This is a genomic window from Marinilabilia sp., from assembly GCF_016278715.1.
GTDB lineage: Bacteria > Bacteroidota > Bacteroidia > Bacteroidales > Marinilabiliaceae > Marinilabilia.
This window is the reverse complement of sequence record NZ_JADQBH010000310.1, coordinates 1-15028: the sequence shown is the minus strand read 5'-3', so window position 1 is coordinate 15028 and position 15028 is coordinate 1. Positions and strand designations below refer to the sequence as shown.

The 15028-nt window shown below is 40.8% G+C and carries 13 protein-coding genes and 1 pseudogene; 8 read left to right on the top strand and 6 right to left on the bottom strand.

Going from position 1 to position 15028, the window contains the following annotated elements:
- The 6 genes from QZZ43_RS18800 to QZZ43_RS18775 all read right to left on the bottom strand — a co-directional run.
- Nucleotides 1-319 (bottom strand): carboxypeptidase-like regulatory domain-containing protein (locus tag QZZ43_RS18800; protein ID WP_291862514.1); only part of this gene is annotated, 319 nt, incomplete at its 3' end.
- A 284-nt stretch (nucleotides 320-603) separates the two neighbouring features.
- Nucleotides 604-2298, bottom strand: coding sequence for a Na/Pi cotransporter family protein (locus tag QZZ43_RS18795; RefSeq protein ID WP_291862511.1), 1695 nt, complete (start codon nucleotides 2296-2298; stop codon nucleotides 604-606).
- Nucleotides 2299-2385: 87 nt separating this feature from the next.
- Nucleotides 2386-5127, bottom strand: a complete 2742-nt coding sequence (locus QZZ43_RS18790) for a DUF3352 domain-containing protein (RefSeq protein WP_291862508.1) — start codon at nucleotides 5125-5127, stop codon at nucleotides 2386-2388.
- Between the two features lie 23 nt (nucleotides 5128-5150).
- Nucleotides 5151-7553, bottom strand: coding sequence for a two-component regulator propeller domain-containing protein (locus tag QZZ43_RS18785; protein ID WP_291862505.1), 2403 nt, complete (start codon nucleotides 7551-7553; stop codon nucleotides 5151-5153).
- A gap of 119 nt (nucleotides 7554-7672) precedes the next feature.
- Nucleotides 7673-8284, bottom strand: coding sequence for a non-canonical purine NTP diphosphatase (locus tag QZZ43_RS18780; protein ID WP_291862502.1), 612 nt, complete (start codon nucleotides 8282-8284; stop codon nucleotides 7673-7675).
- 175 nt (nucleotides 8285-8459) lie between these two features.
- Entirely contained in the window at nucleotides 8460-9293 is an 834-nt protein-coding gene (locus QZZ43_RS18775) for a universal stress protein (protein ID WP_291862499.1), read from the bottom strand.
- 323 nt (nucleotides 9294-9616) lie between these two features.
- On the opposite strand from QZZ43_RS18775, the gene QZZ43_RS18770 reads away from it, so the two are divergent.
- The 8 genes and pseudogenes from QZZ43_RS18770 to QZZ43_RS18735 form a co-directional block, all read left to right on the top strand.
- Nucleotides 9617-11053 (top strand): adenylate/guanylate cyclase domain-containing protein, encoded by a 1437-nt coding sequence (locus QZZ43_RS18770; RefSeq protein ID WP_291862496.1) that lies wholly within the window; start codon nucleotides 9617-9619, stop codon nucleotides 11051-11053.
- Between the two features lie 193 nt (nucleotides 11054-11246).
- The gene (locus QZZ43_RS18765) at nucleotides 11247-11636 is read left to right on the top strand and encodes a polymer-forming cytoskeletal protein (RefSeq protein ID WP_291862494.1); all 390 of its coding nucleotides are present in this window, start codon (nucleotides 11247-11249) and stop codon (nucleotides 11634-11636) included.
- 5 nt (nucleotides 11637-11641) lie between these two features.
- Nucleotides 11642-12031 carry a hypothetical protein gene (locus QZZ43_RS18760; protein WP_291862491.1) on the top strand — a complete coding sequence of 130 codons (390 nt, stop codon included), beginning with the start codon at nucleotides 11642-11644 and terminating at the stop codon, nucleotides 12029-12031.
- A 229-nt stretch (nucleotides 12032-12260) separates the two neighbouring features.
- Nucleotides 12261-13331 carry a F0F1 ATP synthase subunit A gene (gene atpB, locus QZZ43_RS18755; protein ID WP_291862487.1) on the top strand — a complete coding sequence of 357 codons (1071 nt, stop codon included), beginning with the start codon at nucleotides 12261-12263 and terminating at the stop codon, nucleotides 13329-13331.
- Nucleotides 13332-13349: 18 nt separating this feature from the next.
- Entirely contained in the window at nucleotides 13350-13559 is a 210-nt protein-coding gene (gene atpE / locus QZZ43_RS18750; RefSeq protein WP_291862484.1) for an ATP synthase F0 subunit C, read from the top strand.
- 40 nt (nucleotides 13560-13599) lie between these two features.
- A complete protein-coding gene (atpF, locus tag QZZ43_RS18745; protein WP_291862482.1) occupies nucleotides 13600-14094 on the top strand; it encodes a F0F1 ATP synthase subunit B in 495 nt (164 codons plus the stop codon).
- Nucleotides 14095-14100: 6 nt separating this feature from the next.
- On the top strand, nucleotides 14101-14637 hold the full coding sequence (atpH, locus tag QZZ43_RS18740) for an ATP synthase F1 subunit delta (protein ID WP_291862479.1): 537 nt from the start codon (nucleotides 14101-14103) through the stop codon (nucleotides 14635-14637).
- 12 nt (nucleotides 14638-14649) lie between these two features.
- Nucleotides 14650-15028: pseudogene (locus QZZ43_RS18735) on the top strand (F0F1 ATP synthase subunit alpha); the annotation flags it as partial.

Genomic DNA, 15028 nt, shown 5'->3' with positions numbered 1-15028 from the left:
TCAAAGCGTGCAACTCGTTGGTGTTTACATTGATAGATTGAACCATTGGTTGATACGAGATAATATTTGTCTCAACTGAATATTTTCCGGGTTTTACCTGGTCGAATACGAATTTCCCGTCAAAATCGGTGTAGGTCTTGGTGTCTGTTCCGTTGAGTTTTACCTCTACTCCTGTAAGGGCTTCTCCGGTATTCTGGTCAACAATTACTCCTGAGATACAGGTATTGGCAACAGCGGGTTCACCGGGGTTTTCAGTGATGGCAAATGTATTGGCAATTGAAATTGCCATAATTGCGATACTTAATACGAATGCTTTCATAACATTTATGTTTTTGGTTGTACTTTTCTTTCCTTTTATTGTTGGTACAAATCTACAGGTGTTATGTTATGCTAATATTAAGCGTGAATTATCAGACATTTAAGAATTAATTTAAATTTTTTGGCATTAGAGTCGGGTTAAAGGAAAGAGATTACTTTACTTCCTTCGCTATGACAGGCATTTAAGTTTTATCACCGGGGAGAATGGAGGATGGCAAGGGAAACCATGCAATTTCAATTTTGTCTTTTCATTTCCCCGGCAATAATGCAGGTTAGACCAGTTTTTTACATCCCTACTTCTTCCAGAGCCTCGGAGACATTAATAACATAGTCGGCCAGTTTTTCACATTCAGAGAAGAGGTCGTTGAAAATGATGCCTGCTTCGTATGAATAAACATTGTTGGCCAGATTGTCGAGATGTTCACTCTTAAGCTGGTTGCGATAGTTATTGATCTGATCTTCCAGTAATCTTGCTTTGGTAAGAGAAACCATCAGTTCGTCTTGCTGAAGATTTTCCCGCATGACGGACAATGCCTCTTCAGCCAGATTGAACATGAGTTCCAGTTTTTCCATTGCCGATTCTTTCAGCGTGATATTTTTCTCCCGCATACGGTTGACCGACCGGGCCAGATTAAAATTGCAGTCAGCCACACTTTCCAGGTCACCTGAGAGTTTTAGCATAGACCGTAGTCGCTTTCTTCCCAGTTCGCTGAGTTTGTATTGCGATATTTGGGTAAGATAGTTGGTTATTTCAACCTCTACATTGTCGCTAATGCCCTCGTATTTCTGGACTTTTGAAAAGAGCTTGTTAAATTTTTTGTCCTTTTTCTCATTCATCATTTTGCGAACAAAGCCAAACATCTTAGTTGCATGTTTGGCATAAAACTGGGTCTCTTTTTTAGCCTGAAGAATCGATAATTCAGAGGTGGAAAGCATTCCTGTTGTAATGTATTTGAGCCTGAACTCTTCATCCGAATCTTTTGATTTATTCGGAACCATGTATTCCACGGTTTTTTGTATCAGTGGTGTAAACCACACAAATATGAGCACATTTAAAATATTGAAAGAAGTATGGAAAATGGAGAGAGCTATAGGAATGGCTGCAGGGTTTTCATTAGGGGAGGCTCCACCGTTTCGGGTTATGATTGTGTCTATGAGTCCGGTGTAATTATTGAAAACAGATAACATCCAGACAACGCCCAGCATATTGAAAATCAGGTGTACCCGTGCAGCTCGTTTTGCACTGATGTTACCAACAGATGATGCAATATTAGCTGTTATGGTTGTCCCGATGTTTTCTCCAAGAACCATAGCGGCAGCTTGGTTGAATTCTATCCAGCCTTCGTTGCACATCACAAATGTAAGTGCCATGGTTGCTGATGAGGATTGGACAATGACGGTAAGTAAGGTGCCTATGCCAAGGAACAGGAGGGTGGTAAAGAACCCATTATCCGTATATTGGTGCAGGAAACTTAGTATTTCAGGGTTCTGCTGAATATTGGGTACCGATTCTTTCAGGTATTCCAGCCCCATGAAAATAAGTGCAAATCCAATTAATAACTCCCCGTAGGAACGGCGGGTATCGGATTTTGAAAAAATAAACGGAAGACCTAAGCCAATAAGCGGAAGAGAATAGGCACTGATTTTTACTTTAAATCCAAAAAGGGTAATAATCCACCCGGTGATAGTGGTTCCGATGTTGGCGCCCATTATCACGCCAATTGATTCTTTCAGGGTAATTAGTCCTGCGTTGACGAAACTTACAATCATTACGGTGGTGGCGGAGGAGGACTGAACCATGGCAGTGACCAGGAATCCTGTAAAAATACCCAACACACGATTGGAAGTCATGGCTGACAGAATGGCCCTCATTTTATTTCCGGCAACCTTTTGAAGAGCTTCACTCATCATCTTCATTCCATAGAGGAACAAACCTAGAGAGCCTACCAGTGAAAGAAAATCAAAAAATGAATATTGCATTACGTTTGAGTAAGAATTTTTTAGTTCAATGTTCATTTCCCGGGATGCAGGGCAGGGCAAAAATATATAAAAATGTGAAAGATACCGTTATTCCACCCTGTAATTATAGATGTAATTGTTCTCCCCTCCTGTGATTAAATTAAACCTGTAGGCTGATGACTTCAGAAAACCGATAGAAAACCGTGATGTGCCTTTTAATGGAAATCCTTTGTACAGGCTTCCGTCACTGTTATACAAATAGATAAGTGAAGAATCCTCGCTAATCAAACCTATTTTATGATCGGTAGCCGAAAATTGATAAACATCGCCAATTGTCTGAATTCTTTTATCGGTTTTTTGAGCGGCTGTTTGTTTTAACTCTGAATTGAAAATGGTTATTTGTTGGGGGGTAATTATCACATATTTGGGATCGTTTTGATGCAGCAGTACAAATGAATGACTGGGATCTTCGGGATTTGTGGTGTTGCTGATGATGGTTCTTCCCGAGGGCACAATTATTTTAGCCAGTTCCCCGGTGGTGGTGGTGGTTACCAGGGCGGCATTTTCTGAATTGGGGTGCTCAATAAAGAAAGGACTTTTCGAATTTCTGACAAAACTTTTTTGAGGGGTTACGCGGTTGTTGCCTCTCCTGTCCATGATGTAATTGCGATATTTATCGCTAAAAATAATGTAATCACTTCCGCTGCTTCTAAAAAACTGGACGGGCTGACTAACAATGCCTTCAGTTTGGGGAATGTTCCATCCAGGCACACGGGCCCCGGTTTTATCAAAAAGATATACTTTACGGTCGTTTAAAGGTAAAAAGATGCGGTAATCTCTGTTGCTGTCATAATCGAAAACGGAGAGACCGCTGGAGGCCTTCTCTGGTAGCGAAAACGGGTACTTGGCCACATGGTTTCCGTTCCTGTCCAGTAAGTATAGTTTGGTCGGCGTATTGAAAAGGTATTGAAGCTTGTTGTTGCGATAAAAATCAATTTGGTATATCTCACTCATTATTGGTCCGTCAAGGGGCTTCTTCCAAAGCACGCGGCCCATATTGTTTATCAGATATAAATTGTTTCCGGCATCCTGAACCATAATTTCTTTTTCCTGCGTGTAATGGTTGTCAACGAGTGCCGGTTTTATGGATACCATTGAATCTATCCTGCTTTGCCAGATGGTTCTTGGTTCCTTATCGCGGTGGGGTGCATGTTTGGCATACATAGTGGTATAATTCAACCCTGAACTATTGGAGAGCTGAATGCCCGCTGCATAAAAATTAAAAAGAACTTTTTGTTGTTCTCTGGTGGGATGAAATTTTTCCGGATTGAGGGTTTTTCCTATAAACGAGAAAATATGCGGAATTTCTGCAAAAAGGAAGAAATTCTCTTCGTATGAGAAATTCTCGGCGAATGAGGAATAGTAAGGATGACTTTCGAGGGTGCGGTGAAGCACATTGTTGTATAGAAAAGATTCCAGCGTTTTTTCGCTGTCTGCGAAAATTAGATAATTACGGAAAAACGAAAAGTATTTCATAGGCAGATCCGGAAACAGGTTTGACCAGATCAGGGTGTTAAGTTCTCCGTCAAATCCTCTGTAAATGGGGAACCATGTAGATTCATCCACACGGTAATTTTTTACGGGCTCCTGTGAGACACGGTAATAGTCCTGAATTTTTTTTAATACAGGCATGGTGGCCGCCTGCCCCTTGGTGCGAAATACGAGATAGCGGCCTTCGTTTGGATTACTGGCGTTAAAATTTGAACATGCAAAAGCCATTTCGCCATCCATGATTTCGAAAAACGACTCCACAAAGGGTTTTCCGGTTTTATTTTCGAAATCCTTTTCAAGGGAAGCGATTTTGGATGCATTTTCAGACTGGTTAATGTATTTTTCGAAGTTGCCGATAAACTGCTGTTTATCTGAGAAATTGTATCCGGTAAACAGTTTAATGTCTGAAGGAAGAATCTGGTTGAGTGTGGAGCGTCGGGGCTCTACCCCTGAAAAGAGGGAAATAAAATCCTGGTCGGTTCGGGGACTTAGAAAGCCATTTACCATCAACCCGTCTTCTTTGATGTGGATATCAAGTGCACTCCATCTGGCAGCTTTTTGTATAAAAGAGGCAATGTCTTCCTGCCCGGGGGCCAGAAATGGTTCTGTAAAATCCTGAATATTGTCAAAATTGATAAACAGAGACCCGTCGGCGCGGTTGCTGGTGGTTTTTTGAATAGCTGAAAAATCCTTGTCATTCGCTAATGATATCCCAGATTGTTGCTGCCTGATGGAAGCTTCAATCAATAGAGATGAATGGCTTACCGATAAAATTCCATTCTGGAAAGTGGCAAAAAGTTTTAGGTCTCCTCCCTTTAACGGATTTATCTCATAAATGGGAAAACCGGTATAATTTCTTTTTCCTGCCAGATGTTGCTCAATCCATGTTTTCAGCTGACTTTGATGACTTTTGTGAATCACCGAAAAATGGAAAACCCAGGCAATGGTTTCCTTTCCGATTTTTGTGAATGAAAGATAAACCGGTGAATCCAGCAGGCCTTTTCCCGGATTGTTTGAAAAAAATCCTGCCGTATCAGTATAATGAAATAAATCATACAATTCAGAGATGCTTTCGAAAGCAAGCAATTCTTCCCGATAGTCTATTTCTTTAACTAATGATTCAACAAATGCGTCGGTGTCGTTAATTTTTGCTATTAAAGCAGCATCAGCAGGCACGGCATCAATGGTGTTGCCTGCGCTATAGGTCTGATGTCTGTACAGATTCCAAAAGACCACAGCAATGATTGCTGCAAACACTAAAATTCCACCCAAAATCCCCACTTTTTGTTTCAACATCATTAAGGTTTTTTGTTTTTACAAAATTATCTGACAAACGCAATTTTAGTAAATTCATTCATGTTGCCATCGGGGGTGCTGACAAAAACTATGTAAATGCCCGATTTTACTCTCTGACCCCAAAGATTCTTACCATTCCACAGTGCCTGTCCTCCAAGAGAGATGGTTTCATAGACCAGGTTTCCTGCGGTATCTGTAATTTTTACGGTGGTACGGTTCATAAGCCCGGCAATAGTAATGTTTCCTTCGTAGGAGGGGCGTACCGGATTGGGGTACACATATATTTTACCAAAATTATCGGCTCCCTGTGTTGCGTCTCCCATCAAACTAATGAGTCCTTCATTGGTGGAAATAAAAACTTCACCATTTTCTTCATCAATAAAAATATTTGAGATGTTGTTGGAGGGCAAAGGACTGTTGGATGTATTAAAGTGATCGACCGTTTTTATTCCATCCTCCGAAATAATATAAAGGCCTGTTCCTTCGGTACCAATATATTTGCGGTTGGCTCCATCTATGGCAATTGCGGTTACCCGTTGGCCTTCCAGTAAATAATCTGCCAACCCGGAACCATCGCCGCGGGGTACCTTTATGCGGGAAAATACCGGTTTTTCTTTGTTAAAAACATTTCCCGGATCGTATTGAACCAGCACGCCAAGGTCGGTTCCTATCCAGATATAACCATTTTTGTCTTTGGCAAAGCAATATACATAATTGGTCAGGGCCTCTCCATTTTCGTCCCATAGTTCCATTAATCCCGCATTTCGGGGATCTGGGTCATTCGATGGGGCGATGACTCCCCGGTATCGGTCATCATTTTGATTTGCTAGGGTTCCATTGTCATCAAAAACAAAAAGTCCTCTGGCAGGTCCGTGTACAACATAGACCCATTTTTGATTGTAATCATCGATGAGGATATCTGCAATTTTATTCCAGTCGGTGGCCAGGGTTGCATAGTTATAATTTTGCCAGGTGTTGTCCTTAGGATTGTAAACAACCACCGCCTCATCTATTTCTGAGTTGGTAATAAACATGTTGCCGTTGTCGTCAAAAGTCATTGCCCACACCCTGGTATATCTGTCCATTGGGGCAGTTGGGAAGTTGTGAAGCGCACTGTTGCTTTCCAGAAAGTGGTTTTTGAGATAGTATTCTCCGGTTTCACGTTTGTCAAATTCATAAAACCCATTTCCCCACGATGCGATAAAAACCTGGTCCGGGTTATCTGGGTTTACAGAAATGTTTATTAAATCTCTGGAGTTCGATGAAGCGAAAGCTGGTGTGTTACTTCGGTTAAATATGATCCACTGATTATCTTGCAGAACAGATACTTCCGGGGCCCTCCAAATATTCTCAAACAGTGCTCCAAAACCGCCTGGGATGGCCCAGAGGGCATTTTTTGTTTTGACAACTTCATAGATGTTATTGCTGGCCGGTCCGGGGGGCAGCAACTGCTCGTAATTGTCGCTGTTTTTTTGAAATAACAACCCTCCGTTCCAGTCGGCCAGCCAGATTTTGCTATCGTTTCCCACGATGGCTTTTCGAAAAGAGGGATGATGGTATTCCTCTCCGGTAATCTGCACCGAATCAATATTCTGGGTGAGCTGAAGGTTGTTGTCAAGAATGGTCAGCCGATCGCGGGTGGCAACAAACACCTGGTTTTCGGAGGCTGATAAACCATAAAACCGGGCGAAGTTTCCTTGTGTTGATTGTCCGGATCGGGAGAATGTTATCAGGTTGCAGGTGCCTCCTTTTTCGCCCCTAGCCCCAATAACTGCATCGTTTGTGGCCAGTACATCACAGTAAGGAGTTGCGGATTGGGATATTCGGGACCAGTTTTTATAAAAAGCCAGTTCTTCGGAGTGGAGATTTGCCGCCAGGATTCCTTCTTGTGTAGCCGCAAAAATGGAATCTTCTTTTATTGCCGTTTTTGATACTTTAAGGAAGGAGGCCTCAGCTCCGATTATTAGGGTGGTGGCAATTTCTTTTTTATCGATGTCCAGTTCAAGAATACCAAAATCGGTACTGACAAAAACCCGGTTGTTGAAAGAGAGAAAATGATTGATTTGTTTGCTGGTTGAGAGACTTTCTATTTTGAGGTCTGGAATGTTGAAGACTGTTCCGTCCTGGATAATATCGATGTTTCCGTTTTCATAGCCCAGCAGAATGGTGTTGCTTCCCGGAATGGTTTGAATTGCTGATATCCCCGATTCGGAGAGTCCGTTGTTTTTGTTTTTTACGCTGACAGAGGAAGATTCTTTATGGTAAAGGATAAGTCCCAACTTGGTGGCTCCAATCAAAAAGTCTGATGATTCTGCTACATCGAAACAGTTCTTGTAGGAGTAATAAGTCTTCCATTGTTCCTGGCCCCGCATAGTGGACGAGAATTGGAGGACAATTATCAGGAAAAGAAGGTTTTTTATGCGCACCATTTTTTAAGTTTTATATGTCCTCAGTCAATACTCCGTTAAACTTTGGCAACTGCTTGGTAATAAAAAGTTTGGGGTTCGATGTTTGATAACCATAACCCTTTGATAATAAAAACCTTGTTTCACCGGGGGCGGGTTTTTGTTAACGAGTTGCTGGTCAGCGGGTTTTCGAGATGGTCGATGAGCTTTTCTATTGCTCTGGCCCTGTGGCTGATGAGGTTTTTTTCAGAAAGAGGCATTTGAGCAAATGAAAGGTCTGTTTCGTCGGGTTTAAAAACCGGATCGTATCCAAAACCTCCGTTGCCTTTGCGGTTTTCAAGAATCTGACCCTCAACAATTCCCTCAAAAAGGAACTCCCTGCCATTAATAATAAGGGCAATAACGGTTCTGAATCTGGCTTTTCTGTTGCTTTGTCCTTTTAGTTCTTCCAGTAACTTATCAATATTTTTGGAACTGTCTTTATTTTCTCCTGCATAGCGGGCGGAAAAAATACCTGGTGCTCCCTGCAAAGCCTCTACTTCGAGACCGGTATCATCAGCGAAACAATTTTTGCCCCATAACTGATGTACATATCTTGCTTTTTCCAGGGCATTGTCCTCCAGGGTATCTCCTGTTTCAGGGATCTCATCATTGAAATTCAGATCGGAAAGCGATTTCACATCCCAATTCTCCCCTAATAAGCTGTTGATTTCGGTTGCTTTGTGTTGATTGTTTGTGGCAAAAATCAGCTCCATATTTAGCTTTTGTTTTTGGTTCGGTTTATCGACCTCTTGTTTGCGAAAATACAAAAAAATGCAGATGTTTAAGCTTATATTAAAATCAGTTTGGCACCATCCATTTGCATGAAAATGGAAAAGGCTGTCCCATTTTTTGAGACAGCCTTAGTCTGATATCATCTTAGTCTAATATTTAAAAGCCACCGCCGTATCCGTACTTCATTAAATCGGTGCGTGGATTAATTACCATTACGGGCACTTTTGCGCTGTTGGCAATGATGTATTGTTCCTGTGCACCAAGCACGTAGTCGTGGAACGCAATATCGCGCGTGGTCATAATTATTATAAGGTCGGCTTGATTATTTTTGGCAAATTCTACTGTTTCCTGAGAAAATGAAGTTTTGTGTTTCGACAAAATTAGTTCGTAATCAATACTTTTCTCTTCAAGGAAGTTTTTGCAGAATACCACATTGGCTTTTGTTCTTCCATCCACGGCGCCATCTTTGGCAGTGGAAGAGAACAGATATACTTTGGTTTTGAAAAACCGGGACATATATTCTGCCCAACGTAATTTTTCTTTATTCTCTGATTTGAAATCAACCGGGAAAACAATTTTGGTATAATCGTTCTTTTGAGGAGGTTCCTGAATGACTAAAAACGGAACTCTTGAGCCGACAATTACTTTCAGGGCCCAGCTTCCGGTCAGCTTTTGCATCCCTTTCATTCCATGGGTTCCCATCACTACCAAAGCATTCTCCAATTCTTCGGAGACTTCGTTGATGGTTTTAAAAATAGTTCCCTCTCTTACCAGAGTTTCCGGTTTTACACCCAACTCTTTCTCGATTTTAGTGGCCTCTTCTCTAATGTTCTTCTCAGCCGCCTGAATTTCCGTGTCCTTTTTTACAATATGTAATAAAGTAATGTTGGTATTAAGGACTTTCGAAAGATTTACAGCATGGGCCGTAGCATTAAAGGTTACTTCGGTAAAGTCGTAAGGGACCAGAATACTATGCATTAAACTTTCCATGTGTCGGTTTGATTCAAATTAATCGGTTAAAGATAATATTTTTGTTTTTGGAAACATTAAAGATTTTGAAGCTTTTTTTTGAATTGCCTGAAAGTGTAGATAAATAAGGCTTTTTTATAGACTTTTTTTTTAAATTGAATAATAGTTGTTTTGTTATCCAAATAAAAACAGTAGTTTGATGCGAAAGTAATCTAAATTTGTCGCAGAGCTTAAATTGATCGGGTTATAAAGAAATTAGGGAGATGACTTTTGTTTAAAAAATATTAAAGGAACTTTCCGGGCTCTATTCCCGTATGTGGAAACTTTATCTGAAAAAATACTAAATGATTTCATTTTTTACAATATATACCTGGGTAGGGCTGGCTGTTTTTTGTTTTTTAATTTTAGCAGTTGCTTTCTGGATTAGAAAATATATCCAGAAAAGGGTAGAAATACTAACGGCCGAAAGAGTTGCACTGGCCATGAAAGTTAAGGAAAAGGCCCACCGTATTCATGTGCAATATGATTCGGATTCCATCGTTTATACTCATCAGGGGCCTAAAAAGAAATCCAGAAAATATCAGAAAGTAACAGTTCTTTTTGCCGACATACAGGGGTTTACACGCATTGTTGAACAATTAAATCCTGAAATCCTGATTGATGAACTGGATCAATTTTTTCTTCATTTTGATGAGCTCGTGGAGAAGTATGGAATAGAAAAAATTAAAACAATTGGAGATGCTTATATGTGTGCCGGAGGTTTGCCGGTAAAGAATAGTACCAACCCCATTGAAGTTGTTCTGGCCGGCATTGAAATGCAGAATTACATGAGAGATATGCGGGAGATTAAAATGCTGGAACATAAAGAGTATTGGGAGCTTCGCATTGGCATTCATACAGGGCCGGTGATTTCCGGAATGGTGGGAAGGAAAAAGATTTCGTTTGATATTTGGGGAGATACCGTTAATATTGCCAGTAGAATGGAATCTTCGGGAATCGCCGGTGAAATTAATGTATCCGGCACAACATGGCAATTGGTTAAGGAATTTTTCGTAAGTGAGTACCGGGGGAAAATGCCGGTGAAATATAAGGGGGAAACGGATATGTTTTTTATTAAAGGCATACTTCCGGAATTGTCGTTAAATGGTGAAGGTAAGCAACCCAATGAGTTGTTCCGAATACGGTTGCAGCACATTCGCTTTGCAGATATGGAAGAAGCAGTACTCAACCGCCTGGAGAATGAATTGCCCGGGGAGCTTACGTATCACAACATGAAGCATACGGTGGATGTGGTGACGCAGGCTGAAATAATCGGTCGGGGAGAAGAAATTGGCGAAGAGGAAATGTTGTTGCTCAAAACAGCTGCCCTTTTTCATGATACTGGGTTTCTGGTGGAATTGGAGAACCACGAAGATTATAGTATTGAAATGGCTCGTGAAGTAATGCAATTGTATGGGTTTCTGGATGAACAGGTTGAGGAAGTTTGCCAGTTGATAAATGTTACCCGCAAAGAAGCAGAGCCACGCAATCACCTGGAAGCCATATTGAAAGATGCGGATCTGGACTACCTGGGAAGATCTGATTTTTTACCGGTTTCCAATTCATTGTACCATGAGTTTCAGCATCTGAATGGGGATATGTCTCCGGGAGTCTGGAATAAAAAACAGATTGGGTTTATTGCAGAACATAAGTACTATACCAAAACGGCTAAAAAATTAAGACAGGTAAAAAAAGAAAAACAATTGAAAGGTTTAAGGGAAATAGACAACGAAAAGGTCTAAATTCCGAGAATCTTGTTAATTTTGTTTTGAATCAGACCTAAAAGAACTGGAATGAAAGTCTGATGATGTTTGTTTTTCATGCTAAAATCCTGATTCATTTCAACTTTGTCGTTTGGAGCTGGATTAGTTCATGTAAAAAACAGATTTGATTTTAAAAAGGAAATAGGTTATTAATTAATAAATATAAAACATCATGGCAAAGAGTTTTGAACCCGAAAATAAATTACCGAACATCATTGGTCAGGGAACCAAAATAGTTGGAGATATTCAAACCAATGGAGATATTCGTATCGATGGTAATATTGAGGGCAATATTAATTCCAAAGGCAAAGTGGTTATTGGTTCCAATGGCTTGATTAAAGGAGAAGTATTTTGTAGCAATGCGGAAGTCGCGGGTTCTCTCAACGGCAAAATTTCTGTTGGAGAATTGCTTTCCCTGAAAGCCAGCTCTAAGGTAAATGGGGATATCAAAACGGGTAAGCTGAATATTGAGCCTGGCGCTGTTTTCTCCGGCACCTGTAATATGGGAAGTCAGGAAACCACCGGTGCGGTTCAATCCCCACCCAAAGAGTTCAAAAAATAGTCCTTATGGGAGGTATTCTCTATAAAGCATTATTGTTAAAAGAAGTTTTTTACGGCCTGCTGATCAAAGGGGTGGCAGGCCTTATTGTTTATATTGAGGCCAGCCATATTCCCAGAAGTTGGATTTATCTGGCTTTGGCCATTGTCGCTTCATTTCCGGTTGGAACTATGATTCTGAATCAGGTTCGTAAATACTGGGTTCAATCTTCGGGGTTTTTCTATGTGGGCATTTCATTTCTTAAAATGCTTCTCATACCTCTTCTGATTATTTTGGTTTTTGAAAAGGATCACGAACATATTGAGGCATTTGTTATTCCCTTAATAGTAGCTTATTTAGTTCTTCTTGCTGTCGATACTAAATGGAAAATTAAGTGGCTTTTTCATCGAAAGATTTAAGATTTTTTTTTGATGAACCATGCTTGTCCATACCTCGTAGTTGGCGTTTGAGAGAACGATGTGGTTTCAACCGGCCCCTTGCCCAGCTAAATTTTGGATGATTGAAACTTCCAGCTGACTCTCTTCGTATAGTGAAAGGAAAAACGCGGAAAACCCGTATTCTGTCCGTTGGACATGCACATTTCGGGATGTTGAGTTTTGCAGATGTTGTTATCAAAATGATTTGGTCTTGAAAAAAGAATTACTGATATTTTTTCTGTTATTAAGCGGAATTACCGCGCAGGCATCAGCAGTGGATCCGGGAAAAGAAGAGCCAATGGATGCTTTTGGGTTGATAATGGAGCACATCAGTGATTCGCATCAATGGCATGTGATTGATTATACCAACCGACGAGGGTATCCTGTTCATATCAATGTTCCTTTGCCTGTAATCTTGTGGCACAATAATTCTCTTTGGTTCTACACCTCGGGAGATTTTTATCATGGCAACCATCCGTTGCCTCTGGGCGATGATTATGTGATTCTGAGGGATGAGCATTTTTTTATTACTGGTCAGGAAGGGGTTCTTAAAACTGATGAAGCGGGTAACATTATTAATGCTTCGCCCCTTGATTTCTCAATTACCAAGAATGTTGCAAGCATGTTGATGTCAATGGCATTGTTGCTGTTGATTTTTCTTTCGGCAGGTAAAGCGTATGCCCGTTATGGGATGGCTCCACCTAAAGGGTTCAGGGGCGTGTTGGAACCCATAATTTTGTTTGTGAGGGATGACGTTGCCCGTAGTCAAATTTCCAAAGATAAAGCCGATAAGTTTGTTCCTTTTTTACTGACACTTTTTTTCTTTATCTGGATCAACAATATGATTGGAATTGTGCCGTTTTTCCCCGGCGGCAGTAATTTGTCCGGAAACATCAGCTTTACGGCAACTCTGGCTGTTTTTTCATTTTTGGTCATTAATGTTTTTGCAGTTAAAGATTACTGGAAGCATATATTTCTGGCACCCGGAATGCCTTTTCTCATAAGATTTTTATTGGTGCCACTGGAGTTTATCGGGATTCTCACCAAGCCTTTTGCGCTGATGGTTCGTCTTTTTGCTAACATCACAGCGGGGCACATAATTATCCTGAGTTTGATATCTATTATATTTATTATCAAATCTATATACATTGCACCTGTCTCAATTTTGTTATCTTTAGTGATGTTTATGCTGGAGTTGCTGGTGGCAGTTCTTCAGGCATATATATTCACTCTGTTGACAGCATTGTTTATAGGAATGAGTACCACGAAATCAGAACATTAACAAATAAAAATAAGTAATATGGAAGCTATTTCATTTACCGCAGTAGGACTTGGATTAATAGTTTTAGGTGCCGGTATCGGCATTGGGAAAATTGGTCAAGCAGCTCTTGAAGCCATGAGTCGTCAGCCCGAAATGAGTTCGAAAATTCAAACCGTAATGATCGTAGCAGCCGCTCTAATCGAAGGTGTTTCGCTTTTTGCTATTGTGGTGGCCTGGTTGGTTGATTAAGAGAGTTTTTATCGTTTGGGTTTAATCCAAAAATGAATTTATGGAACTATTGACCCCCAGTCCCGGATTGGTATTCTGGACATCTTTGACATTTATAATTCTTCTTGTGATACTGCGCAAATATGCGTGGCCATCTATCTTACGGGCGCTAAAGGTTCGTGAAGAAACTATTTCTTTTGCCCTGGAGGATGCAAAAAGGGCTAATGAGGAGGTGGAAATGATGGAGCAGCAAAGGAAGAAAATAAAGGAGGAAGCACGAAAAGAGAGGGATTTGATTCTGAAAGAAGCTCGCCGGATGAAGAGTGAAATTCTGGCTGAGGCCCAGGATACTGCCAGGGCAGAAACGCAGCGGATGCTGGAAAAAGCAGGCCGGGACATTGAAAAGCAACGAAAAGACGCGATGCTTGAGATTCGAAATACAATAGGTCAACTTTCTGTTGAGATCGCCGAAAAAATATTGAAAGAAGAGTTGTCCGGTGAAGACAAGCATAAGAAAGTAATCAATTCATATCTCAGCGAGATAAATTTTAATTAAACCAGAATGAACAGAGGTCCCATAACAGTAAGGTATGCAACGGCCCTTTTTGAACTCGGGAAAGAGAAAAATGAACTCGACCGTTTTTTTCAGGATGTCGGGCAATTGCTTGATCATTGTCTTAGTGTCAAGGATTTTTGTGTTTTCTTGAATAACCCTGTAATTAAAGCTTCGCAAAAAAAAGAGTTGGTTAAGAAGATTCTGGGGAATGAACAACATTCTCTGATGATACGGTTTGTTGAGATGGTGATTGATAGAAACAGAGAAGAGTTGCTTTCTGATATGCTTAGGTATTTTAAAGGGCTTTACAAAAAGCATAAAGGCATAAGAAGTGTTAAGTTGATTACCGCTGTTGCTTTTGATGATGTCTATGTGAAGGAGATGAAGACTTTTCTGGAAAAGGAATTCAACTCTTCAATTGAGCTGGTGGTCAGTGTGAAACCTGATATCATTGGCGGATTAATTCTGGTGGTTGATGACAAGATTGTGGATAACAGCATTGCTCATCAAATCAAGTTGTTGAAAAATAAAATTGTGAGTTAAATTATAACCGCTATGGAACAAATTCGTCCATCGGAAGTTTCCGAACTATTAAAAAAAGAAATTGAAGGTTTCCAATCAGCCACAGAACTGGAGGAGGTAGGAACTGTTTTGCAGATAGGCGATGGTATTGCCCGGGTGTACGGTTTGTCTAATGTTCAGTCCAATGAGTTGGTGGAGTTCGACAACTGTATGGGGGTGGTGCTAAACCTGGAGGCTGACAGTGTAGGAGTAGTTCTTTTTGCTGATTCTCATTTGGTTAGTGAAGGTGATGTGGTGAGACGTACCGGACGAATTGCTTCCATTAAGGTGGGCGACAGCATGGTTGGTCGGGTTCTGAACACCCTTGGCCAGCCCATTGACGGGAAGGGATCGCTGGGAGGAGAATTGTACG

What these genes read in the sequence shown, in the direction of transcription:
- QZZ43_RS18795 (WP_291862511.1), bottom strand. Translation starts at nt 2,298, where the DNA reads ATGCAATATTCATTTTTTGATTTTCTTTCACTGGTAGGCTCTCTAGGT.
- QZZ43_RS18765 (WP_291862494.1), top strand. Translation starts at nt 11,247, where the DNA reads ATGGCAAAGAGTTTTGAACCCGAAAATAAATTACCGAACATCATTGGT.
- QZZ43_RS18780 (WP_291862502.1), bottom strand. Translation starts at nt 8,284, where the DNA reads ATGGAGCTGATTTTTGCCACAAACAATCAACACAAAGCAACCGAAATC.
- QZZ43_RS18775 (WP_291862499.1), bottom strand. Translation starts at nt 9,293, where the DNA reads ATGGAAAGTTTAATGCATAGTATTCTGGTCCCTTACGACTTTACCGAA.
- QZZ43_RS18770 (WP_291862496.1), top strand. Translation starts at nt 9,617, where the DNA reads ATGATTTCATTTTTTACAATATATACCTGGGTAGGGCTGGCTGTTTTT.
- atpF (WP_291862482.1), top strand. Translation starts at nt 13,600, where the DNA reads ATGGAACTATTGACCCCCAGTCCCGGATTGGTATTCTGGACATCTTTG.
- QZZ43_RS18760 (WP_291862491.1), top strand. Translation starts at nt 11,642, where the DNA reads ATGGGAGGTATTCTCTATAAAGCATTATTGTTAAAAGAAGTTTTTTAC.
- QZZ43_RS18790 (WP_291862508.1), bottom strand. Translation starts at nt 5,127, where the DNA reads ATGATGTTGAAACAAAAAGTGGGGATTTTGGGTGGAATTTTAGTGTTT.
- QZZ43_RS18785 (WP_291862505.1), bottom strand. Translation starts at nt 7,553, where the DNA reads ATGGTGCGCATAAAAAACCTTCTTTTCCTGATAATTGTCCTCCAATTC.
- atpH (WP_291862479.1), top strand. Translation starts at nt 14,101, where the DNA reads ATGAACAGAGGTCCCATAACAGTAAGGTATGCAACGGCCCTTTTTGAA.
- atpE (WP_291862484.1), top strand. Translation starts at nt 13,350, where the DNA reads ATGGAAGCTATTTCATTTACCGCAGTAGGACTTGGATTAATAGTTTTA.